Genomic DNA, 20,162 nt, shown 5'->3' with positions numbered 1-20,162 from the left:
CCAGGTGATGAAGGACCAGACCTCCTTGGGGTCCCAGCCCCAGTAGCGGCCCCAGGCGTCGCCCGCCCAGATCGCGCCCGCGATGATCGTGAAGGTCCACAGCGGGAAGACCGCGGCGTTGATGTGGTACGAGAACTTGTCCAGCGAGGCGGCCGCGGGCAGCCGCTCCAGGACGGACCGGGCGAAGGAGCTCGGGTTGCCGCCGTTCGCCAGCTTGTTCTCGTAGCTGTCGCGGAACAGGTAGAGGAGGGTGCCGACCGCGCCCAGGTAGAAGACCGCGCCGCAGAAGATCGCGGTGGAGACATGGATCCACAGCCAGTACGAGTGCAGGGCCGGGACCAGTTGGTCGCTGTCGGTGTAGAGCCAGGTGGTGGCGATGCCGAGGTCGAGGAGGACCGTGGTGACCAGCAGCAGCCCCATCCAGCGGACGTTCTTCCGGGCGAGCAGGAAGCCGAGGTACGCGCCCACCGCCACCGTGGAGAAGGTGATGGAGAACTCGTACATGTTGCCCCAGGGGGCCCGCTGCACGGACAGCGCGCGGGTGAGCACGCCGCCCGCCTCGACCAGGAACGCCAGCGTGGTGAGCGAGACGGCGATCCGGCCGTACAGGTCGCCCTTGACCGTGCCGCCGGCCGCACCGGGGCCGTCCGGGACGTCCCGCGCGCCGGCGGCGGAGCGGGTGACGACCTTCGGCTTGTCGAGGACGGCAGTGCCCCCGCCCCTGACCTGCACGGTGACCGCCGGAGCGGCCCCCGCCCGCTGGGTCAGCGCGGCGGCGGTGCGGCCGACCTTGCTGCGGCTGCCGAGCACCCACTCGGCGATGTGCGCGAGAAAGGCCAGGGTGTAGACGGCCATCGAGGAGTAGATGAGCGTGTTGCTCATCTGCGCCAGGCTCTCGTTCGTGGCGGCGGCGAGATTCACTTCTCAGGCCTTTCTGCCTCAGCAGGTTCGGGCGCGGTCGGCGCCTTCGCGTGGAGCGTGGCCGCGAGATCGGCCAGCTCCTCGGGGAGCTTGGCGGACTCGCTCCGGCCAAGGCCCGCCATCTCGACGACGGTGATGCCGTCGTCCCCCCGTACGGCCCGGACCCAGACCCGGCGCCGCTGTATGAACAGTGAGGCCGACAGGCCCGCGATCGCGGCCAGCGCGCCGGCCAGCGCGAGGCCGTCGCCCGGCTGCTGGGTGACCGAGAAGCTGGCCCACTCCTTGATCTCCTTCTCGAAGGTGATCGAGCCGGCGCCGTCGGGCAGCGTCATGGTCTCGCCCGGCAGCAGCCGCTCGGCGAGCTTGCCGCCGTCCTTGTCCGTGAACTGCTTCATCGAGGACTTGTCCAGCTGGTACACGTTCTGCGGCAGGCCGCTGTCGACGCCCAGGTCGCCGACGAAGCCGGTCAGCGCCATCACCGGGAAGTCGAGCGCCGGGAACTGGGAGAACATGTTGCCCTTGCCCGCGCCCGCGAACGTCGGCACGAAGAACGCCTGGAAGCCGAGCTGCTTCTTCGCGCCCTTCTTGTCCCGGTAGCCGTCCATCACCTTGATCGCGCCGGTGGAGGTGACGTTGTTGTCGATCGGCAGCAACGGCACGGCGCCCTTGAAGATCTCCTTGCCCCTGCCGTCCTTGATCGTGACGACGGGCGCGTAGCCGTGGGAGATCAGATAGACCTTCGAGTCGCCCACCTTCAGCGGCTCGTTGACCCGGATGACCGCCTTCTTGTCGGAGCCGCCGGACTCCCGGTAGCTGACCGCCGCCTCGAAGGTGCGCGGCGTGCCGCGCTGCGGGCCGGCCTTCTCGTACGTGCCGGTGAACGAGTCGAGCGTGAAGCCGAACGGCTCCAGCTCCTCGGTGCCGAACCAGGACCCGGACTTGAAGTCGTCGTACTGGGTGAGCGTGTTGGAGAAGCCGCCGCCCTCGACGATCAGCTTGCCGCCCTCGGACTTCAGCAGCTGGCCCCAGGCGAAGGCGGTCAGCATCACGATCAGCGCGATGTGGAAGAGCAGGTTGCCGACCTCGCGCAGATAGCCCTTCTCGGCGGCGACGGCGTCGCCGACCCCGTGGGCCCGGAACCGGCGGCTCTTCAGCAGCTCGAGCGCGGCCTCGCGGACCTGGTCGGGCTCGGCCTCGGTGCGCCAGGTGGTGTACGCGGGCAGCCGCGTCAGCCGGCGCGGCGCGCCCGGCGGGCGGCCGCGGAGCTGGCCGACGAACTGCCAGGTGCGCGGCACGATGCAGCCGATGAGCGAGACGAAGAGCAGGATGTAGATCGCGGAGAACCACACCGAGCTGTAGACGTCGAAGAGCTGCAGCTTGTCGTAGATCGGCGACAGCGTCGGGTGGGCCGCCTTGAACTGGGCCACCTTCAGCTCGTCCGCGCTGGTCTGCGGGATCAGCGAGCCGGGGACCGCGCCCAGCGACAGCATGAACAGCAGGATCAGGGCGACCCGCATCGAGGTGAGCTGCCGCCAGAACCAGCGCGCCCAGCCGACGACGCCGAGGGTCGGGCCGCCGACGGCCGTGTCCTCCTTGGGGGCGGTGGACAGCTGCGCCCCGGCCTCGCCGAGGTCCTGTTGCTCCGTCGGCTCGGTCGCCTCTGTCGGCTCCGTCGCGTCTGTCGCGTCCGTCGCGTCCGTCTTGCTCATGGAACTAGATCCCCACCGTGAAGCCGTTGGTCCAGGTCTGCATGGACTGGACGATGCTGTCCCACGCTCCTGTGAGAAGCAGCAGACCGGTCGCGATCATCATGACCCCGCCGATCCGCATCACCCACACGTAGTGCCGCTTGACCCACCCGAACGCGCCGAGGGCCTTGCGGAAGGCGATCGCGGCGAGGATGAAGGGCAGGCCGAGGCCGAGACAGTACGCGACGGTCAGTATCGCGCCCCGCCCCGCACTGGCCTCCTGCGTGGCGAGCGCGTTGACCGAGGCGAGGGTCGGGCCGATGCACGGGGCCCAGCCGATGCCGAACAGCGCGCCGAGCAGCGGCGCGCCGACGAGCCCCGTGGCCGGCCGCTTGTGGAAGCGGAACTCGCGCTGGGTGATCCAGGGCAGCAACCCCATGAACAGGACGCCCATGACGATCATCAGCACGCCGAGCACCTGGGACACGGTCTCCCGGTAGCGGAGCAGCGTGGAGCCGAAGAAGCCGAAGAGCGCGCCGCCGGAGACGAACACCACGGTGAAGCCGAGCACGAAGAGCGAGGCCCCGGCGGCCATCCGGCCGCGCCGGGCGTCGGCGAGGTCGGTGCCGCTGACCCCGGTCACGTAACTGAGGTAGCCGGGGACGAGCGGCAGCACGCAGGGCGAGAAGAAGGAGACCAGGCCGCCGAGGACGGCGATGGGCAGCGCGAGCAGGAGCGCTCCGCTGTAGACCGTCTCGTTGCGGCCGAGCTCGGCGGCCAGGTCGAGCACGGGGGTCGACGCGGCGGCGGTCGCGGGGATCGTCACGAGGCTCGTCACGAGGTCACTTCTCCGCGACGATCGGGTCGATCATCGAGCGGAGTCGCTCTTCGGAGAGCGCCATGAGCGAGCGGGCCGCGATCTTGCCGTCCCGGTCGAGGACGACGGTGGACGGGATGGCCTGCGGGATCAGCGTGCCCTTGGGGAAGCCGTTGAGGATGAGCCGGCCCTCGGGGTCGTACAGGCTGGGGTACGTGACGCCGTAGTCCTCCTCGAAGAGGAGGGCGGGGCCCTTGTCCGCGTCGCGGGTGTTGATCCCGACGAACTCCACGCCCTTGGCCTTCAGCTCCTTGGAGACCTTGGCGAAGTGCTTGGCCTCGGCGCGGCAGGGCGGGCACCAGGAGCCCCAGACGTTGAGGACGACGACCTTGCCCTTGAGGTCGGCGACGTCGAGCTGCTTGCCGTCGAGGGTCTCGCCCTTGATCGTGTTCGGGGCCTTGCGCTGCCCCTTGGCGACGGTGTCGACACCGCCCGTGTCCGTCACGAAGTTGGTGTCGCCGCCGCCTCCGGACTTGCCGTTGGAGTCCGAGGTGCAGGCCGAGAGCGCGAGTGCGGCCGCCAGGGTTCCGACGGCGAGCAGGGTGCGTCGAGGGGCACGGCTGTAGCTCATGTGAAAAGTTTCGCATGGGCGTTTCGCGGATCTTGGGCACCCCCCTACGTGCCCGGAAAGACCCTTGTCAAGGGTGCTTAAGCGGGCGCGTCGGGGGCTTGTCGTGGAGGGTGCGGCGGCCCTGAGGAAGGCATCACACGGCCTTCAGGAAGGAATTCCACCCACCGGCCGGGGACTGTCCGACCTCCAGCGTGCGCAGCTTGGCCAGGATCTTCGGGTCCTGCACGTCGAGCCAGTCGGTGAACTGGCGGAAGGAGACGAGTCGGACGTCCTTCTTGCCGGCCATCTTCTTGATCGCGGCCTCGACGGCGTCCATGTAGATCCCGCCGTTCCACTGCTCGAAGTGGTTGCCGACGAAGAACGGCGCCCGGTTGGACTCGTAGGCGCGGTCGAAGCCGCCGATGAGCGCCTCCGTGGCCTGCTGCCGCCAGCCCGGGTAGCGCGAGGGCATGCCGCGGGTGGTGTTCTTCGACTGGTTGGCGAGGATGTTGTAGTCCATCGACAGCACCTCGAAGGAGTGCCCGGGGAACGGCACGGCCTGCAGCGGAAGGTCCCAGATGCCCTGGCGCTTGGTGGGCCACATCTGGCGGCCGCCGGGCGAGCTGGCGTCGTACCGCCAGCCGAGCCGCTTGGCGGTGGGCAGCAGGTTGTCCTGGCCGAGGAGGCAGGGGGTGCGGCCGCCGACGAGCTCCTTGCTGTAGTCGAAGGGCAGCGGGTCGAGGTCGGTCCAGCCGCTGTTGGTCTTCCACTCGGTGACGAACGAGACAGCCTGGTTGATCTCGTTCTGCCACTGGGCGGGGGTCCAGTTGCCGACCGAGCCGGAGCCGCCGCAGAAGTGGCCGTTGAAGTGGGTGCCGATCTCGTGACCGTCGAGCCAGGCCTGGCGGACGTTCTTGAGGGTGTCCTTGATGTGGGCGTCGGTGAGGTAGCCGATGTCGGAGGCGCCGATGCGGTTGTTCGGCGGGCGGTAGAGGCTCTTCTTCGACTCGGGCAGCAGGTAGATGCCGGAGAGGAAGAAGGTCATCGCGGCGTCGTGGTTCTTCGCGAGCTCCAGGAAGCGCGGGAACAGTCCGTTGCCGACCTCGCCCGCCCCGTCCCAGGAGAAGATCACGAACTGCGGGGGCGTCTGACCGGGCTCCAGCGGGACCGGCTTGGCGGGCTGGTGGGGCTGCGGCCCGGTGTCGGCGGTGGAGCCGTCGCCGATGAGCTTGGCCTGCGGGGCGGACGGACTGGGAGTGCTCGACCCCTGATCGCCGCCCTTGCCCGGACCGGAACGCCCTTTCTTGTCGGAGCCGTTGACGTCGCACCCGGCGATCCCGAACGCAGCGGCGGCGCCAACCCCCGCCCCCAACAGGCCCCTACGACTGATCCCGCTCATCGCGTCCCCATCCACACCCGTATATGACCTGAAAGGTCATTCAAACCGACAATGAGTGAGATGCAGGGAGGAACACGTCGGTTCCGGCCATTAGCGCAAAAATTTCAGGGCGACCAGATGACTTTCACGCCATCCGATCGCCCTGATCATCCACCAGGAGGGTTACGCCCCGAACGCTTTTGCCTTTCCCTTCACAGGTTTTGCACCTGCCAGGAGATGAGCGGGGACGAGATCCCGGGCGGGCTCGCTGTAGCCGACCGAGACGATCTTGTCGCCCTGGTACGTGAACGAGGTCAGCGAGGCCAGCGTGCACTGCCGGCGCCGCGGGTCGTGCCACAGCCTGCGCTTCTCCACGAAGCTGCGCACGATCCAGATCGGCAGCTGGTGGCTGACGCAGACCGCCTCGTGACCGCGGGCCGCGTCCTTCGCCGCGTCCAGCGCGCCCATCATCCGGACGACCTGCTCGACGTACGGCTCGCCCCAGGACGGCCGGAACGGGTTGGTGAGGTGCTTCCAGTTGCCCGGCTTGCGCAGCGCGCCGTCGCCGACGCCGAAGGTCTTGCCCTCGAAGACGTTCCCCGCCTCGATCAGCCGCTCGTCGGTGTCCAGGGTCAGCCCGTGCGACTTGGCGATCGGCGCGGCGGTCTCCTGCGCGCGCTCCAGCGGCGAGGCGACGACATGGGTGATGTCGCGGCCGGCCAGGTGCTCGGCGACCCGGTCGGCCATCTCCCGGCCCAGCTCGGACAGGTGGTACCCGGCCCGGCGGCCGTAGAGCACGCCGTCCGGGTTGTGCACCTCGCCGTGGCGCATGAGGTGTACGACGGTGATCTCGGCGCTCTCGCTCATGCGGTGGCCTCCGCGGCGGCACGGGCGGCGGCGGGCAGCGCGGCCGCGATCCGCTCCACGGCGCGCTCGTCGTGCGCGGTGGAGACGAACCAGGACTCGAAGGCGGACGGCGGCAGGTACACGCCGTTCGCCAGCATGGAGTGGAAGAAGGCGTTGAAGCGGAAGGCCTCCTGCTTCTTCGCGTCGTCGTAGTTCCGCACCTCGTCGGCGGTGAAGAAGACCGAGAACATGTTGGACGCGGTCTGCAGCCGGTGCGCCACGCCCTCCTTGGCGAGCGCGCCGGTCACCAGCCCCTGGATCTCCTCGGACACCGCGTCCACCTTCTCGTACGCGGCCTCGTCGAGCAGCCGCAGCTGCGCAAGGCCGGCGGCGGTGGCGACCGGGTTACCGGAGAGGGTGCCGGCCTGGTAGACCGGCCCGGCCGGGGCGAGGTGCCCCATGACGTCGGCGCGGCCGCCGAAGGCCGCGGCCGGGAAGCCGCCGCCCATGACCTTGCCGAAGGTCATCAGGTCGGGCTTCACGCCGTCGACCCCGTACCAACCGGCCTTGGACGTCCGGAACCCGGTCATCACCTCGTCGGAGATGTAGAGCGCCCCGTTCTCCCGGCACACGTCCGCCAGCCCCTGGTTGAACCCGGGCAGCGGCGGGACGACGCCCATGTTGCCCGGGGAGGCCTCGGTGATGACGCAGGCGATCTCGCCGGGGTGCGCGGCGAACGCGGCCCGGACGGCCTCCAGGTCGTTGTACGGCAGGACGATCGTGTCGCCGGCCTGCGCGCCGGTCACGCCGGGCGTGTCGGGCAGCGCGAAGGTGGCCAGACCGGAGCCGGCGGCGGCCAGCAGCGCGTCCACGTGGCCGTGGTAGCAGCCGGCGAACTTGATCACCTTGGCGCGCCCGGTGAACCCGCGGGCCAGCCGGATGGCCGACATGGTGGCCTCGGTACCGCTGGAAACCAGCCGAACCTGCTCGACGGGCTCGATGCGAGCGACGATCTCCTCGCCGAGCTCGACCTCGCCCTGGCCGGGCGTGCCGAACGAGGTGCCGCGGGCGACGGCGGCCTGGACCGCGGCGACCACCTCGGGGTGCGCGTGGCCCAGGATCATCGGCCCCCACGAGCAGACCAGGTCGACGTACTCGCGACCGTCCGCGTCGGTGAGGTACGGGCCGGTTCCGGACACCATGAACCGGGGCGTGCCGCCCACGGCCCGGAAGGCGCGGACCGGTGAGTTCACGCCGCCGGGCGTCACGCGGGACGCGCGGTCGAAAAGCGTCTGTGAGACTGGGGCTTCGTATGAATACGGCACTGTGGTCCTGACCTGCGAGTAAGGAAAGACGGCTGACGAACTACGGCTGACGTACTACCGGGATCGGCGGCGTGAGCCACCGAATACTCCCCGAATTACCACGGGGCGTCTGCGCGCCGCGTCTGCGAAACTGGGACGTCATAGGGATGGCTCACGGAAACCATGGTGTCAGAGGCCCGGACGTTCTTGCGGAACAGGTGTTTCACCGCACGCGGGTGGGGGAGGTCACTGGCACGATGATCGGGTTGCGCGGCGGGGTCGTGTTGCCTGCTAAAGGCAGTCGGGTGGAGATATGCATCGCGGTGGCGGACTGGGCGAGGGGACGGACGGCCTGGGCCCGGAGCCTGCGCGGCGGGGCAAGCACCGGCGCCGACGGGAGACGGACGAACCGGCGGCGAACAGGAGCGGCAGCTTGGGGGTGACGTACAAGTACTTCGGCGCGCCCGACGGGGCGACGGCGGCCCGCGTCCCGATCTCGATGCGCCCCGAGGAGCTCGGTGGGGACGAGCTCGGCATGGGCGGGATGTTCACCAAGATCAAGCCCGAGACGATAGCCGCGATGGTACTCACGGGCATCCAGGGCATGCCCCTGCACAAGGTCCCCCCGCTGGAGCTGGTCGTCCTCCACCCCGACTACGCCGTGGTGAAGCTCCCCATGACGGTCGTCGACCCGCTGCGCGGCATCGGCGAGGAGTCGGTCGGCGCGGCTGCCTTCATCTGGTCCACGGTCCCCGACCGCGGCGGCCCGCGCGACGCGTTCAACGTCTACCAGCTGCTCCACGAATGGCAGGACTTCTCGGTCCGCCTCCACGAAGCGGGACACCAGCCGTACTGCCTGGTCTGGCCCTGACCCAGCTCTCTGAGCAACTTTCCGACGCCACTACCCCACATCACCCGAAATTAGGACAAACATCCCTAAAGTAAAGGGTGACGCATCGGGCTAGGCATGGGGAGAGGACGGGAACCGTGGCCGGTGAACACCTGCAGATCGGCGAGGTCGCAGTGAGGACGGACCTTCCGCTGCGCACGATCCGCTCCTACGAGGACGCCGGGCTGGTCATCCCGTCCGCGCGCACGCAGGGCGGATTCCCGCTGTACACAGACGCGGACGTGGCCCGCCTGATGGTCATCCGCCGGATGAGACCGCTCGGCTTCACCCTCGACGAGACCCGCGACCTCCTGGCCGCCGTCGACCGCCTCGAAGCCGCCGAATCCGACCCCGACCTCCCCGCCCACGACCGCTCCCGCCTCATCGCCCGAGTCCGCCACTACGAACAGGCCGCGGAATCCCGCATGGAGGAACTCCGCGCGGGGCTGGCCCGGGCGGAGGAGTTCGCGAACTCGCTGAGGACCCGACTGCGGCGAGCGGAATCGACGGCCTACGCCCGGTGACGCCGACGACGGACGGGAGCAGGGGACGTGGAGGGGTCGCTTTCGGGACGTAGAGCGTGATTTGTGGCGCGCAGGACACGCCCACCTCACACGGGGCCCGAACGCGCCGTAGATCATGCAGTCCCGAATGCGACCCCCGGAACGTCCCTCGCGGCACCCGCACCCCGTCGCGCCCTGACCCACGCCCCGGGCGCCTCGACGCTCCAGCAGCGTCAGCCCCGCAGCGCCGCCGCGACCTCGCGGAAGAACCGGGCGAAGGCCGCAGGGCTGGGCGGAGTCTCGGGGTTCCATGGGACGAGCCGGGCCCGCTCCGCCACTGCCCGCCACGCGGCCGGGTGCTCCGACGACTCCACCCGCACCGCATTCGCCCGGCTGTCGACCAGCACCACCGACGGCTCCAGCTCCGCCGCCCGCTCCCACCCCGTAGTGAGCCACCCCGTCCCCGCCCCCGACCCCGGCTCGACAAGCCGCACCCCCAGCTCCCGCAGCCGCGCAAGCTCGGGCCACGCCTGCGGCCGAGCCAGGTGCACCTGCTCCGGCCCGGCCCCGGACAGCGCCAGTACAGCGGGCGCGCCGGCCGCCGCCGCGACCTCCGCCTCCGCGGCCGACACGGCGGAGGAGTCCCCGTGCCCCCCGGCCTCCCCCCGCAGCACCTCCGCCAGCTGCCCGAACCGCTCAAGAATCCCCGCCAGCGCGAGATCGGCCCCCACCGACAGCGCGACCAGCGGCACGCCCAGCCGCTCCACGACCGCCTCGTCCAGCGCGTACCCGCTCTTCCCGTCGTACGTCACGTCCACCACGAGATCCGGCCGCACCCCGCCCAGCGCCCCGCCGGGGTCCCCCGTGAGCAGCCGCCCCGGCCCGAGGTACGGCACCCCGGCCGCCGCGAGCTCCCCCGCCTTGACGGGGTCGAGCCCGGAACCGTCGTGGCCGGAGCCGTACACCGCGACCGGCACGACGCCGAGGTCGAGCAGCGCCGCCCCGGCCCGTACGTACGCCACCACCCGCCGCGGCCGGCGGGGCAGGCGTAACGCCACGCCCCTGTCGTCGGTGAACCCCCACCCGCCCGCGCCGCTCCTGTCGCCAGAACCGTCCCTGCCCGCGTCCGCACCCATGCCGCCGCTCTCCCTCCCGGCCGGAAACCCGCTACCCCGCCACCTTGGGACGGGGCCACGACCCGCACAAGAGGGCGGTGGACGGACCGGTACCCCCTGCCGCAAGACCCCTGTTCGGGTGTTAACTGACAGGGCCGGGAGGAAGCAACAGAAATCGCCCTCGCGCCCGGGAGCCGCCATGTCAGCGCCACTTCGCACCCTGATCGGCCCGCTGGGCCTGCTCGCCGTGTCGGCGGCGGTCTGGGCAGTGCTGAGACGACGCGCCGCACGCCCGCGCCGCACGGGCCCCGCGCAACCGCTGGACCGCGTCTGGCACCCGCAGGAGTCCGTCCCCCTCACCCCGGCCGAGGAAGAGGCCTTCGACGAGGTCGTCTCCCGCTGGACCTTCGGGGCGAGGCGGTAGAACAGGCTGGCGGTAAGACAGGCGAACCCCGCCGAGGCCACGGCGGGGTGAGGCCTATGCCCAGGCAACGCCTGAACCCAGGACGCGCCCAAGCCCAGGACGCGCCCAAGCCCAGGCACTCCTACGCCCAAGCCCCCGCGTCCCGCCCCGTAGCCGCGAGCAGCCGTTCGAACGGCGTGGCGCTCTCCGCCACAGCGACCTCGTCCCCGAAGACCTCCCTCTCGCGCGCCATCGGCCCCATCGTCTCGACCACCGGCGCGAGCCCGTCCACCACCGCCGGCTCCGGTTCGAAGGGCCGCCCGGTCGCCCGGGCCAGGTCCCACGCGTGCACGGTCAGGTCCAGCAGCACCATCGCGCCGAGCGTCCGCGCCGGCAGCCCCATCGACCCCGACGTGCCCTCCTCCGCCCCCGGCTCCGCCCACGCCGCGACCAGCTTCCGGGTCTCCGCCTCGAAGCGATCCGCCCAGGCGTCGCCCTCCGCGACGTAGTCGGGCGAGACGGAGAAGTCCGGTTCCCGCTTGGCCGCCAGCTCCTGGAACTGCACCACCACGTGGAACAGGTGGTTCACCAGCGCCCGTACGTCGTACTCCGCGCACGGCGTCGGCGCCCCGAGCAGCTTCTCGTCACTCCCGATCCCGCGCAGCACGGGCACGGCGTGCGCCGCGGCCGAGTCGAGCAGGTCGCTGATCCGGTTCCGGTTCGTGCTCTCAGTCATGCCCCGACCGTAGGTCGCCGCTCCCGCGCAGGTCTTGAACAAACGCGACACGTCGTCGCACAGCGCCTAGCATCGGGCCATGCCGCGCAAGGACACCCGGGGGATCGTCGACGCAGAAGGGCTGTTCACGCGCGTACGGTTCCGTCGGCACGACCCGGCCGCGCCACAGCTCCGCCGGTACGTGGAGCACTACTGGCTGATCGACTGGGACCTGGAAGATCCGTACGTCACTCATGTCGTCCCGCACCCCTCCGTGAACGTGGTCTTCCAGCGCTACGGGGACGCGTCGACGGCGGAGGTGTCCGGAATCGGCCTGGAACTGTTCGAAATGAAACTGACCGGCGTCGGACGGGTCTGCGGGGTCCAGTTCCGCCCGGGCGGCTTCCGCCCGTTCGCTCCCGAGCACCCGGTCGCGGCGTGGACGGGCCGGCGCGCCCCGCTGGCGGAGGCGTTCCCGCTCGGGACGGGTGCCGGGGCCGAGGCGGAAGCGGCCCGCGTGGACGCGGTGCTCGACCCGGCGACGGACGCGGGGCGAGTGGCGGCACTGGACGCGTTCCTGCTGTCCCGGGGCAGGGTGGGCGGGACGGACACGACTCTCGAAATCGACCCCGCCGCGGACCGGGCGATGGAACTCGTCGACCTGATCCGCACGGGCGGCGGCCACCCCGTCCGCCGGGTCTCCGAACTGGCCGACCGCGCCGGCCTGTCCGTCCGCTCACTGCAGCGCCTGTTCGCCGCGTACGTCGGGGTCGCCCCGAAGTGGGTCGTCCTGCGCTACCGCATCCACGAGGCCCTGGAGCGCGCGGAGGCGGACCGGACGGGCGAACCGGACTGGGCCGCGCTCGCCGCCGAACTCGGCTACAGCGATCAGGCCCATCTCGTACGGGACTTCACGGCGACGGTGGGCGTGCCGCCGGCCGCGTACGCCCGCGCGCTCTGAACGATGCCGGCGGGGACGGCGACGGCGACGGCGGCGGCGGCGGTCAGTCGCTCGCGGGGAGCTCCCGAAGCTCTTTCACGAAGTGGAACGCCGCGATGTCGAAACGTTCCCGCAGGTAGAAGCGGTGCGCGCCGGTGCGGTGGGTGCCGGAGTCGAGGTTGAGCTCGTAGCAGCCGGTGGCGCGGGCGTGCTCCTCCAGGTGCGCGAGGAGGCGGTGGCCGACGCCGGTGGAGCGGGCGTTCGCGGCGGTGACGAGGTCGTCGACGTACAGCTTCCGGATCGCGCTGGTGTTGTCGACGATCCGCCAGCCGGCCGCACCGACGCACGTGCCGTCCGCGTCGTACGCGGCGGTGAACCGCAGCCCCTGGGCGTGGCCGTGCGCGCACACCTCGCGGAAGAGCTCTTCGGTGAGATGCGGGCGGAGTTCGCGCAGGACGGGCAGGAGATCGCCGGTGAGGCGCGCGTCGCCGGGCTCGAGGTCGACGATCTTCGTGTCGACGATCTTCGTGTCGGTGATCTTCATGCGGGGACGGTACCTCAGGGCAGAACGCGCCTTCGGCGACGGGCGGACGCACGCCCCCGTCGGCGGCCGGTTTACGAAATCAGCTTGACGGGCAGTTCTCCCTTGCGGATATTTATCTGCGTCACGCAGATTCTTCTTCACGAAGGGACATGGTGTCACCATGACTGTTCTCGTCACCGGTAGCCGCGGCCGCGTCGGCTCCACCCTGCTCGGCCTCTTGAACGCCGCCGGAATCGAGGCGCGAGCAGCCTCGAAGAGCCCCGGAGACCTGTCGCCGCCGCCCGGCGTCGAGGCCGTGCGCTGCGACCTCGGGGACCCGGAGACCTTCGACACCGCCCTCGCCGGCGTCGACTCCGTCTTCCTGTACGCCGAGGCCGCGCACATCGACGCCTTCGCGGACCGGGCCCGCGCCGCCGGCGTGGAGCACGTCGTCCTGCTCTCCTCCAGCTCCGTCCTGGCGCCCGACGCCGCGACCAACCCGATCGCCGCCTCCCATCTGGCCGTCGAGCGCGCCCTGGAGAAGGCCGCGGCCGACGGCTCCTTCGAGGCGACCCACCTCCAGCCCGGCGCGTTCGCGACGAACGCCCTGGGGTGGTCCCACGCGATCCGGTCGACGGGCGTGGTGGACCTGCCCTACCCCGGCTCGCACGCCGACCCGATCCACGAACGGGACGTCGCCGAGGCGGCGTTCGCCGTCCTCACTGAGCCGCGACTCCGTGGCTCCTCCTACCTGCTGACCGGCCCCGAGTCGCTGGACTTCACCGAACAGCTGGCCGTGCTCGCGAAGGTGACGGGCCGTGCCATAGAGGCGCGCGCCGTCTCCCCGGAGGACTGGAAGGCCTCGGTCGCGCCGTACATACCGGCCGCGTGCGCGGACGCCCTGCTGTCCTATTGGGCGCGCCACGACGGCAAGCCGGTGCCGACGACCCGCACGGTGGAGGAGCTGACCGGCCGCCCGGGCCGCACCTTCGCCGACTGGGCGGGCGACCACGCGGACGCGTTCCGCGCCGCCTGACGCACGGGGGGAGCCGCATGGGCCGCGCGGCCTGACGCACGGGCGGGCGCACAGGCGGGCTCGCACGGGCCGAATTGCCTGGCCCCGCCCGCCGCGCCGGTGACATCCTGTCCTCGTGAACGGACCGGAGATCCTCATCAGCTTCGCCCCCGAACTGCGCCTGTTCGTCGCGTCCGAGCGCCGCTCGGGGCGCACGAGCGTGGCCACCGACGGCGCGTCCACGCTCGGCCATGTCGTCGAGTCGCTGGGCGTGCCGCTCACCGAGGCCGGGCGGCTGGTGGTGGACGGCCGCGAGGTCGAGGTCTCCCACATCCCGACCGCCGGCGAGACCGTCGAGGTGGAGGGGGTGGCCCGACCGCAGCAGGTGCCCGGCGCGCCGCTCCGGTTCCTGCTGGACGTCCATCTCGGCACGCTTGCCCGGCGGTTGCGGCTGCTCGGCGTGGACGCGGCGTACGAGAGCGAGGACATCGGCGACCCGGCGCTCGCGACGCTCTCTGCCAAGGAGCAGCGCGTCATGCTCTCCCGGGACCGCGGCCTGCTGCGCCGCCGCGAGCTGTGGGCGGGCGCGTACATCTACAGCGACCGGCCCGACGAGCAGCTGCGCGACGTCCTGGAGCGGTTCGCGCCCCGGCTCGCGCCGTGGTCCCGGTGCACCGCGTGCAACGGGCCGCTGACCGAGGCCGACAAGGACGCGGTGCGCGAGCAGCTGGAGCAGGGAACGGAGCGCTCGTACGACGTCTTCGCCCAGTGCACGGAGTGCGAGCGGGTGTACTGGCGGGGCGCCCACCACGCCCGCCTGGACGAGATCGTCTCCGAGGCGATGCGCGAATTCGGCGGCGCGGCAGCCTGACGGAGGCCCTAGCGGCCGCCCGACTCCCCCGCGTCCGAGGTGGCGGGCTCGTCGTCGATGCTGCCGTCGCGCAGCCGCTCGATCTGGGCGGAGCTGAGCTCCACCGTCCGCTTCATGTGGGCGATGAGCAGCGCGACTTCGGCGTTGCTGTAACCGTCGAACATCGTGCCCCAGACCCGGTTGAGCCGGCCCCACAGCGCGCCGATCTCCGCCATCCGCTCGGGCACGGTCGCCACGAGCACCCGGCGGCGGTCCTCGGCGTCGCGCTCGCGCGCCACATAGCCGGCCCGTTCCAGCCGGTCGACGAGCCGCGTCGCTGAGCCGGTGGTGAGCCCGGTCAGCTCGGCGACCCGGCCGATCGTGACCGGCTCGCTCTCCAGGCTGAGCAGGTTGAGGCACTGCACGTCCGTCGGATGCAGCCGCAGGTGGTCGGCGACGGCCTGGTTGAAGAGCGCGTACGACGCCATGTAGCGACGCGACTCCTCGTACAGCTCGGTCATGAGCGCACCGCGCCGGGCGGAATTCTTCTGCGGCATGCAGAAAGTGTACGAGGCAGAGACCGCCGCCCGGCGGTACGCGCCCCGGGCGGTGCGCGCCGTAGCGCCGCCTACGGCGCCTCCGCCGTCAGATACCGCTGCACCGTCGGCCCCAGCCAGGCGACGACCTCCTCGCGGGACATCGCCGCGGCGGGCGGCAGACGCAGGACGTAGCGGGCGAGCGCCATGCCCAGGATCTGCGAGGCGGCGAGCGCGGCGCGGGCCGGGGCCTGGGCCGGGTCCGGGCAGACGCCGGCCGCGATCGGGCCCAGCTGCTCCTTGAAGATCGCCTGCATGCGCTCCGCACCCGCCGCGTTGGTGACGCCGACGCGCAGCAGCGCGGTGAGCACCTCGTCCCGCTCCCAGCGGTCGAGGAAGTGGGTCACGAGGACGGCGCCGATGTGCCGTGCGGGGAGTGCGCCCACTTCGGGCAGCCGCAGGTCGAAGGCGGAGGCGGCCGCGAACAGCCCCTCCTTGTTGCCGAAGTAGCGCATGACCATCGACGGGTCGATCCCGGCGTCGCGGGCGATGGCCCGAATGGTGGCGCGCTCGTAGCCGTCGGCGGCGAAACGCTCGCGGGCGGCCTCCAGGATCGCGGCGCGGGTGGCGTCGGAACGGCGTGGTGCGGTCGTCATGCCAACGACTGTAGGCCAACGGGTGTTGACGCACCAATCCGGCCGGGTCTACAGTTGCCAACAAGCGTTGACCAACAACCGTTGACCAACAATCGTTGGCACACCAAAGCCGACCGACAGCGGTCGGCCTCCCGGGGAGGCAGTCGTGAATCAGACGAAGACCGACACGGACGTCCTGGTCGTGGGCTCGGGCCCCACCGGCCTCCTGCTCGCCGGCGACCTCGCCGCCGCAGGCCTGCGGGTCACCCTCGTAGAGCGCCGCCCGCACGGCATCAGCAACATGACCCGGGCCTTCGGCGTCCACGCCCGCACCCTCGAACTCCTCGACGCCCGCGGCCTCGCCGACGAGCTCGTGAAGACCGGCACCCCGCTCACCGGACTGCGACTCTTCCGCCGCCTCTCCCTCGACCTCGGGCGGCTCGCCTCCCGCTACCCGTATCTCCTCATCACCCCCCAGTACGAGGTCGAGCACCTCCTGGAGCGCCGCGCAGAGGCCGCCGGCGTGGACTTCCGGCACTCCACCGAGCTGCGCGCACTGCGCCAGGACGCCGACACGGTCACCGCCGAGCTCACCGACCCCGACGGCCGGCCCACCACCCTGACCGCCCGCTACCTCGTCGGCGCCGACGGCGTCCGCAGCGCCGTGCGCACCGCGCTCGGGCTCCCGTTCCCCGGCGTCTCCGTCATCCGCTCCATCGTCCTGGCCGACGTCCGCCTCGCCGAAGAGCCGGAAGGGCTGCTGACCGTCAACGGCGTCGGCGACGCCTTCGCCTTCATCGCCCCGTTCGGCGACGGCTGGTACCGCGTCATGGGCTGGAACCGCACCCGCCAGGTCCCCGACAGCGAGCCCGTCGACCTCGACGAGGTCCGCGAGATCGCCCGCCTCGCCCTCGGCACCGACTACGGCATGCACGACGCCCGCTGGATCTCCCGCTTCCACAGCGACGAGCGCCAGGCCCCCTCGTACCGTGTCGGCCGCGTGTTCCTCGCCGGCGACGCCGCACACGTCCACTCCCCCGCCGGCGGTCAGGGGATGAACACCGGCCTCCAGGACGCCGCCAACCTCTCCTGGAAGCTCGTCTCCGTCCTCCGCAGCGACGTCCCCGACCCCGAGGCCCTCCTCGACAGCTACCAGGGCGAACGGCACCCCGTCGCCGCGAACGTCCTGCGCAGCAGCGGTGCCATCGTCCGACTCGCCATGGCCCACACCCCCCTGCAGCGCGCCGCCCGCACCCTGCTCACCGCCGCGCTCAACACCCTCCGCCCGGCCTCCGACAAGGCCATGGGCATGATCAGCGGCCTCGGCATCGCGTACGGAACCGGGCCCGCCGCCCACCGCACCGGAGGCCACCGCGCCCCCGACGCGGCACTCGACCGCGGCCGGCTCTACGAACTGCTCCGCGACGGCTCGTTCGTCCTCGTCACCCCGAGAGACGGCGACGCGCCCGCCGCGCCGAAGGCGCCCGGCGCGGTGGTCACCGCCGCCTGGGCCGACCCGGCCCGCCGCACCGCGATGCTGGTCCGCCCCGACGGCTACGTGTACTGGGAGAGCAGGACACCGGCCCGCGGCTAGAACACGGCGGGATCGCCCGTCGCCGGGACGAGCACCTCGTGCTGATGGTTCCTCGGGTTCCGGTCGGTCGCGCCGCCGTTCCAGGCCGTGTCGACCGTGACGGTCAGCTCCTGCGGCTCACCGACCGTCCGAAGCTCCAGCGTCAGCTCGCGTACGGCGCCCGAAGCCCGCAGCGGCCCGGTCCCGCACAGCACCACCCGGTCACCGCCCCACAGACATGCGGCCGGCAGCTCCTGCCCCGCCGCCGGCGGAGCGGAGAACGTCAACCGCACCGTCACACCCGGAAGAGAGGAAGGACCATGGTTCTCGCTCACCAGCCAGACACCGACCCGCCCCTGCCAGAGCGTGACATGACCGTGGTGGGCCACGTCCGCCTCCGGGGCGATCGCACGAGCGCCGCCGCCCGCAACGAGCACCGTCGCCGCAGCCAGAACCACGGCCGGCAGAGCTTTGCGCAACACAGTCATGAAGCGAAGATACCGATTCAGACGCATATGTTCTGATTACTCGTCAGTCCGGCGCGTCTATCCTGGCCTGGCATCGACCACACGCGCGAGGAGCCACGCATGACCGCCGCCGGTAACAGAATCGCCGTCGTCACCGGAGCGAGCAGCGGCATCGGCGCCGCCACCGCCCGCCGACTCGCCGCCGCCGGCTACCGCGTCGTCCTCACCGCCCGCCGCAAGGACCGCATCGAGGCTCTCGCCGCCGAGATCAACGAGGCCGGCCACCAGGCCACCGCCTACGCCCTCGACGTCACCGACCGCGCCGCCGTCGACGCCTTCGCCACGGCCTTCCGCACCATCGCCGTCCTCGTCAACAACGCCGGCGGCGCCCTGGGCGCCGAGCCCGTCGCCACTGCCGACCCCGACGACTGGCGCCAGATGTACGAGACCAACGTCATCGGCACCCTCAACCTCACCCAGGCCCTCCTCCCCGCCCTCACCGCGAGCGGCGACGGAACAGTGGTCGTGGTCGGCTCCACCGCCGGCCACGCCACCTACGAGGGCGGCGCCGGCTACGTCGCCGCCAAGAACGGCGCCCGCGTCCTCGCCGAGACGCTCCGCCTGGAGATCGTCGGCACCCCGGTCCGCGTCATCGAGATCGCCCCCGGCATGGTCAAGACCGAGGAGTTCGCCACCACCCGCTTCCGCGGCGACACCGAGAAGGCCGCCAAGGTCTACGCCGGAGTGGCCGAACCCCTCAGCGCCGACGACGTGGCCGACACCATCACCTGGTCGGTCACCCGCCCGCCCCACGTCAACATCGACCTCCTGGTCGTCCGCCCCCGAGCCCAGGCCTCCAACACGAAGGTCCACCGCGAGCTCTGAGCCGCCCCGGAAACGGGGAAGGGCCGCCCCACGGGGCGGCCCCTGCTCCGGCGATCCGGGTCTCAGCCCTTCACGCAGATGACCTGCTTCAGCTTCGCGACGACCTCGACCAGGTCCCGCTGCTGCTCCATGACCTTCTCGATCGGCTTGTACGCACCCGGGATCTCGTCCACGACGCCGGAGTCCTTGCGGCACTCCACTCCCCGCGTCTGGTCCTCCAGGTCCTTCGTCGAGTAGCGCCGCTTCGCCGCGCTGCGGCTCATCCGCCGGCCCGCGCCGTGCGAGGCCGAGTTGAACGCGGCCTCGTTGCCCAGGCCCTTCACGATGTACGAGCCGGTGCCCATCGAGCCCGGGATGATCCCGAATTCGCCGGAGCCCGCGCGGATCGCGCCCTTGCGGGTGACCAGCAGGTCCATGCCCTCGTACCGCTCCTCCGCCACATAGTTGTGGTGGCAGGAGATCACCGGGTCGAAGGTCACCTTCGCCTTCTTGAACTCCCGGCGGATCACGTCCTGGAAGAGCGTCATCATGATCGCGCGGTTGTACTTCGCGTACTCCTGCGCCCAGAAGAGATCGTGCCGATACGCCGCCATCTGCGGGGTGTCCGCGACGAACACCGCCAGATCGCGGTCGATCAGGCCCTGGTTGTGCGGCAGCTTCTGCGCCTGGCCGATGTGGTACTCGGCCAGCTCCTTGCCGATGTTGCGCGAGCCGGAGTGAAGCATCAACCACACAGAACCGTCGGAATCGATACAAACTTCACAGAAGTGATTTCCGCCTCCGAGCGTTCCCATCTGCTTTTCGGCACGGTCGTGACGGAATCTGACCGATTCCGCGACCCCGTCGAACCGCCCCCAGAAGTCGGCCCATCCCGACGTCGCGAAGCCGTGCAGGCGGCCCGGGTCCACCGGGTCTCGGTGCATGCCTCGGCCGACCGGGATGGCCTGTTCGATCTTCGAGCGGAGGCGGGAGAGGTCGCCCGGGAGGTCGTTCGCCGTCAGGGAGGTCTTCACGGCCGACATGCCGCAGCCGATGTCCACACCGACCGCCGCCGGACAGACCGCCCCGCGCATCGCGATCACCGAGCCGACCGTCGCACCCTTGCCGAAATGCACGTCCGGCATCACGGCCAGGCCCTGGATCCAGGGCAGCGTCGCCACGTTCTGGAGCTGCCGCATGGCCCCGTCCTCGACCGAGGAGGGATCCGTCCACATTCGGATGGGCACCTTCGCGCCCGGCACCTCTACGTACGACATACTTCCCCGATTCCCCCAGAACGACAGAAAACGCAAAAACCGGCATCAAGATCCGTACAAGTGACGACGGACCGGCATCAACGGCTGCGCGTGCGATAGACATTGTGTCCACCGGCCCTGTCGGGGCGGCAAACCGTTTTCGGGAGTCACGGGAGAAGGGAGCCTGCGCTCGTGCAGCGAAAGGCGTACGACCCGGGCCGCACAGCCCGCCCCGCCCGCCCCCGCGCGGCGCTCACCACGGCCGCCCTCGCCGCCGCCGTCGTCACCGCGCTCGGCGCCGGCCTCGCCGGCTG

22 protein-coding genes are annotated in these 20,162 nt (G+C 71.2%); 8 read left to right on the top strand and 14 right to left on the bottom strand.

The annotated features are described in order from the left end of the window. The 7 genes from ccsA to hemL form a co-directional block, all read right to left on the bottom strand. Positions 1-921: cytochrome c biogenesis protein CcsA (ccsA, locus tag VIU94_RS37170; RefSeq protein WP_331918727.1), on the bottom strand; the 921-nt coding region annotated here is incomplete at its 3' end. Then, positions 918-2,630: a cytochrome c biogenesis protein ResB gene (resB, locus tag VIU94_RS37165; protein ID WP_331918725.1), complete on the bottom strand. Its 1,713-nt coding sequence runs from the start codon at positions 2,628-2,630 to the stop codon at positions 918-920. The genes resB and ccsA, both read right to left, overlap by 4 nt. 4 nt (positions 2,631-2,634) lie before the next feature. Then, positions 2,635-3,399: a cytochrome c biogenesis CcdA family protein gene (locus tag VIU94_RS37160; protein WP_331918729.1), complete on the bottom strand. Its 765-nt coding sequence runs from the start codon at positions 3,397-3,399 to the stop codon at positions 2,635-2,637. Positions 3,400-3,451: 52 nt separating this feature from the next. Then, complete coding sequence (locus tag VIU94_RS37155; RefSeq protein WP_331918723.1) at positions 3,452-4,057, bottom strand: TlpA family protein disulfide reductase; 606 nt, start codon at positions 4,055-4,057, stop codon at positions 3,452-3,454. A 133-nt stretch (positions 4,058-4,190) separates the two neighbouring features. Continuing rightward, the gene (locus VIU94_RS37150; protein ID WP_331918721.1) at positions 4,191-5,435 is read right to left on the bottom strand and encodes a polysaccharide deacetylase family protein; all 1,245 of its coding nucleotides are present in this window, start codon (positions 5,433-5,435) and stop codon (positions 4,191-4,193) included. A 162-nt stretch (positions 5,436-5,597) separates the two neighbouring features. Then, positions 5,598-6,281, bottom strand: coding sequence for a histidine phosphatase family protein (locus VIU94_RS37145; RefSeq protein WP_331918719.1), 684 nt, complete (start codon positions 6,279-6,281; stop codon positions 5,598-5,600). After that, complete coding sequence (gene hemL / locus VIU94_RS37140; RefSeq protein WP_331918717.1) at positions 6,278-7,585, bottom strand: glutamate-1-semialdehyde 2,1-aminomutase; 1,308 nt, start codon at positions 7,583-7,585, stop codon at positions 6,278-6,280. The genes VIU94_RS37145 and hemL overlap by 4 nt, the downstream gene beginning before the upstream one ends. Positions 7,586-7,877: 292 nt before the next feature. Here hemL and VIU94_RS37135 point away from each other — a divergent pair, with 292 nt between their 5' ends. Continuing rightward, complete coding sequence (locus VIU94_RS37135; RefSeq protein ID WP_331918715.1) at positions 7,878-8,435, top strand: hypothetical protein; 558 nt, start codon at positions 7,878-7,880, stop codon at positions 8,433-8,435. Positions 8,436-8,551: 116 nt separating this feature from the next. Continuing rightward, positions 8,552-8,977, top strand: a complete 426-nt coding sequence (locus tag VIU94_RS37130) for a MerR family transcriptional regulator (protein WP_331918714.1) — start codon at positions 8,552-8,554, stop codon at positions 8,975-8,977. A 212-nt stretch (positions 8,978-9,189) separates the two neighbouring features. On the opposite strand, the gene VIU94_RS37125 is transcribed toward VIU94_RS37130, so the two are convergent. Continuing rightward, positions 9,190-10,014: an ABC transporter substrate-binding protein gene (locus VIU94_RS37125; RefSeq protein WP_331918713.1), complete on the bottom strand. Its 825-nt coding sequence runs from the start codon at positions 10,012-10,014 to the stop codon at positions 9,190-9,192. Positions 10,015-10,270: 256 nt separating this feature from the next. On the opposite strand from VIU94_RS37125, the gene VIU94_RS37120 reads away from it, so the two are divergent. After that, positions 10,271-10,495: a hypothetical protein gene (locus tag VIU94_RS37120; protein ID WP_331918712.1), complete on the top strand. Its 225-nt coding sequence runs from the start codon at positions 10,271-10,273 to the stop codon at positions 10,493-10,495. 121 nt (positions 10,496-10,616) lie between these two features. Here VIU94_RS37120 and VIU94_RS37115 read toward each other — a convergent pair whose 3' ends face one another. After that, positions 10,617-11,210: a TIGR03086 family metal-binding protein gene (locus tag VIU94_RS37115; RefSeq protein ID WP_331918710.1), complete on the bottom strand. Its 594-nt coding sequence runs from the start codon at positions 11,208-11,210 to the stop codon at positions 10,617-10,619. Between the two features lie 79 nt (positions 11,211-11,289). Here VIU94_RS37115 and VIU94_RS37110 point away from each other — a divergent pair, with 79 nt between their 5' ends. Next, entirely contained in the window at positions 11,290-12,150 is an 861-nt protein-coding gene (locus VIU94_RS37110) for a DUF6597 domain-containing transcriptional factor (RefSeq protein WP_331918708.1), read from the top strand. A 43-nt stretch (positions 12,151-12,193) separates the two neighbouring features. Here VIU94_RS37110 and VIU94_RS37105 read toward each other — a convergent pair whose 3' ends face one another. Further along, positions 12,194-12,673: a GNAT family N-acetyltransferase gene (locus VIU94_RS37105; protein ID WP_331918706.1), complete on the bottom strand. Its 480-nt coding sequence runs from the start codon at positions 12,671-12,673 to the stop codon at positions 12,194-12,196. Positions 12,674-12,833: 160 nt separating this feature from the next. Between VIU94_RS37105 and VIU94_RS37100 the strand changes: the two genes are divergently transcribed. After that, a complete protein-coding gene (locus VIU94_RS37100; protein WP_331918705.1) occupies positions 12,834-13,688 on the top strand; it encodes an NmrA family NAD(P)-binding protein in 855 nt (284 codons plus the stop codon). Positions 13,689-13,803: 115 nt separating this feature from the next. Further along, on the top strand, positions 13,804-14,538 hold the full coding sequence (locus VIU94_RS37095; protein WP_331918703.1) for a Mut7-C RNAse domain-containing protein: 735 nt from the start codon (positions 13,804-13,806) through the stop codon (positions 14,536-14,538). Between the two features lie 8 nt (positions 14,539-14,546). Here VIU94_RS37095 and VIU94_RS37090 read toward each other — a convergent pair whose 3' ends face one another. Continuing rightward, positions 14,547-15,074, bottom strand: a complete 528-nt coding sequence (locus tag VIU94_RS37090) for a MarR family winged helix-turn-helix transcriptional regulator (protein ID WP_331918701.1) — start codon at positions 15,072-15,074, stop codon at positions 14,547-14,549. 71 nt (positions 15,075-15,145) lie between these two features. Continuing rightward, positions 15,146-15,709: a TetR/AcrR family transcriptional regulator gene (locus tag VIU94_RS37085; RefSeq protein ID WP_331918699.1), complete on the bottom strand. Its 564-nt coding sequence runs from the start codon at positions 15,707-15,709 to the stop codon at positions 15,146-15,148. Between the two features lie 145 nt (positions 15,710-15,854). Between VIU94_RS37085 and VIU94_RS37080 the strand changes: the two genes are divergently transcribed. Next, complete coding sequence (locus VIU94_RS37080) at positions 15,855-17,282, top strand: FAD-dependent monooxygenase (protein ID WP_331918697.1); 1,428 nt, start codon at positions 15,855-15,857, stop codon at positions 17,280-17,282. Here VIU94_RS37080 and VIU94_RS37075 read toward each other — a convergent pair. Continuing rightward, positions 17,279-17,749 (bottom strand): hypothetical protein, encoded by a 471-nt coding sequence (locus VIU94_RS37075; RefSeq protein ID WP_331918695.1) that lies wholly within the window; start codon positions 17,747-17,749, stop codon positions 17,279-17,281. The genes VIU94_RS37080 and VIU94_RS37075 overlap by 4 nt on opposite strands. Before the next feature lie 99 nt (positions 17,750-17,848). On the opposite strand from VIU94_RS37075, the gene VIU94_RS37070 reads away from it, so the two are divergent. After that, positions 17,849-18,613, top strand: a complete 765-nt coding sequence (locus tag VIU94_RS37070; protein ID WP_331918693.1) for an SDR family NAD(P)-dependent oxidoreductase — start codon at positions 17,849-17,851, stop codon at positions 18,611-18,613. 62 nt (positions 18,614-18,675) lie between these two features. Here VIU94_RS37070 and VIU94_RS37065 read toward each other — a convergent pair whose 3' ends face one another. Beyond that, entirely contained in the window at positions 18,676-19,869 is a 1,194-nt protein-coding gene (locus tag VIU94_RS37065) for an RtcB family protein (protein WP_331918691.1), read from the bottom strand. Between the last annotated feature and the right edge of the window lie 293 nt (positions 19,870-20,162).

It is taken from the genome of Streptomyces sp. (assembly GCF_036566765.1).
In the GTDB taxonomy this organism is placed as follows: domain Bacteria; phylum Actinomycetota; class Actinomycetes; order Streptomycetales; family Streptomycetaceae; genus Streptomyces.
This window is presented reverse-complemented; position numbering and strand designations above follow the sequence as displayed.